This window comes from Waterburya sp. (assembly GCF_058530065.1).
In genome coordinates, this window is sequence record NZ_JBZNBU010000441.1 from 1 (window position 1) to 2,238 (window position 2,238).

3 protein-coding genes are annotated in these 2,238 nt (G+C 31.5%); all 3 read right to left on the bottom strand.

Translation table 11 applies throughout. The annotated features are described in order from the left end of the window. Window positions 1-360, bottom strand: a 360-nt coding sequence (locus tag AC33VI_RS23440; RefSeq protein ID WP_491784671.1) for a hypothetical protein, incomplete at its 3' end; no start/stop codon positions are given. 556 nt (window positions 361-916) lie between these two features. Further along, window positions 917-1,249, bottom strand: coding sequence for a hypothetical protein (locus tag AC33VI_RS23445; RefSeq protein ID WP_491784672.1), 333 nt, complete (start codon window positions 1,247-1,249; stop codon window positions 917-919). Between the two features lie 30 nt (window positions 1,250-1,279). Further along, the coding region (locus tag AC33VI_RS23450; RefSeq protein WP_491784673.1) for a hypothetical protein at window positions 1,280-2,238 on the bottom strand (959 nt) is incomplete at its 5' end.

Consider the following 2,238-nt stretch of genomic DNA (forward strand, 5'->3'; position numbering starts at 1 on the left):
AACCGTTCGAGTTAAATCCAACCAGGGAGAAGAAATAGTATCTGGATGCGGTTTGTTTTGCCACATTCTAGGTGCTAAAGAGTCATCTATAGTTAGACCATCGTAATAAAGTAAAACTTTAACTTGTTCGGGATCTATTCCTTCTCTTGCCAAAGCTTCTTTAATTGCCAAAACAGATCTGATATGAGTTTCGATTACACGCTTGTCTGTATATAATACTTCATCGATTTTTTTTCCTGTAGTTGCTCCAATAACTTCATAGTGTTCTCGATTATTTTTAATATCTAAGTCAGTTAATTTTGGTTGAGTCGAAGCTATTAGTAAGGGAAACATAGAAATCGCTAGTAGTTGTTGAATCACTTTTAAAATCTCCTTTTTTATTGTTGAAGTAAGTTATAGCGAATTATCGATCGCTTCAACAACTTTTGAATTTGATTAATGGTCGTGACAATCTTATCGGTAATTTAATAATTACACCGATCGCCATGCAAATATATTGCTTTTAAAGCATAATAAGCACGCCTAATAGTCAAATAAAACTAACAAGATATATTTCGCTAACACTGACATAAAAAATGTCAATAGTTAACAATAAAACCAATAAATACTAATTCAATCTGGCGAAATAATTCGCCTTAATAATGCTTCAATTCATACCTGTATTATTGATAACACTTAAGGAAGGGGGAATGTCAAGGCATATTATAAATTTTAAGTAAAGTAAATTAATCTGGCATTTATTATCTTTATCGAATAATTATTTGATGTCGTTTTTTTTACTTAAATGAATTTACTAATTAATAGTTGATTAATGGGGTTTATTACTGTTTTGTAAATCGAATTAATACGTAAGTAATTGTATGAATAAAGTGCAACTGTTAATATTGATGTTTGTATGATTAGAAGTGTAGTTTAACTAGACATATATAGATGTTGGGTTTCGTACCTCTACCCAACCTACTGATTCGTCATCGTAGTCTACATTTTCAGGAGGATCTGGAGGCTCGAAATTCGATCGTTCGTTAAGATTTCTACTATTCAGCAGACTAGTAGTTACTCGCAAGTCATTTTCTGCAATAACATTATGAGCTACAGTAAGTACATGATTTGGTAGAATTAAAGTTCCCGTACCTTCGTTAGTGGTAGTAGTAGTAGCTACATCTATTGTAGTAACTGTGGAATAAGGAAAGAGGAATGGACGATTAATAGTTGTTCTATCATCATTACCAAATATAAATCTGTCAGTCATGTAAATTTATCCTTGAGTTCAAATAAAAAATTACATTGCCGATCTCGGCAATTTTTTAAGGCAGGTTTTCCTGCCTTCTTTTGTGTATTTAACTATTCCTAATAAGCTATTTTTTAGGGTTACACCTAAAACATCTTCACTCTCTTCAAATAAATAATATTTACCTTGTTTATCTAGCTTAAATACTTGAAAAAGAGATGGTTTTGAAAAACCTGGAGAACGGTTTCTTTGTCTTAACAAGATATCTCCTTCTAAAGTTAGAGATCCAACACCATCAATAACTATCATTACGTCACTGTTTAGTTTTTTAATTATAGTTCTAGGAAGTTGTTGACCTCTCCAATTGTAACCAGAATAACTAAATCCTACTGCTACCCAATCCTTAGAAATTACTAGAGTTGTTCCCATAATAGATTTGGGTGCTGTTAACAGTGTAGGCTTTGTTTTTATTTTTTCTACATCGTATAGCCATGCTCTTTGAGATTTATCTTGAGATTTATTCCAAGTAAAATCACCTACTAAAAGTAAATTATTTTTGAGTTCTAGGGCAGTACCAAAACTAGAATTAGGTTCTGGATATTCTGGAGCTAAAACAGTCTGTAATTTACCGTCATTTAAGAGTAACTTTACCTCTCGACTACTTTGCTGTTGTTCTGGTTGTTTTTCTCGTATAAGATCGAAAGCAATTCTTCCTTTGTCTAAAGCGACAGAACTTCCCCAAAAAACATTTTGAGATTTTGAATCTATACGTTTTACTGACTTGTTAAGCTCCAGGTTAGTTTTGTATAAACTATTCGGATGTTCCCAATAATAATCATCAAATAGCTCTTTATCGATCTCATATTTTGGATTAGATACTTTACTATCAAAAGGATACCTTGTAGCACCTATTACCAATAGAAAATTTTTTAATTTTAAAATTCTACCAAAACCAATTTTAAGTTTATCTGCAATACAATTTTTTGGTGGTACAATTTTTTGGTTTTTCT

Excerpts from the sequence above, each read along its gene's own strand:
- AC33VI_RS23445 (WP_491784672.1), bottom strand. The coding sequence starts at position 1,249 with ATGACTGACAGATTTATATTTGGTAATGATGATAGAACAACTATTAAT.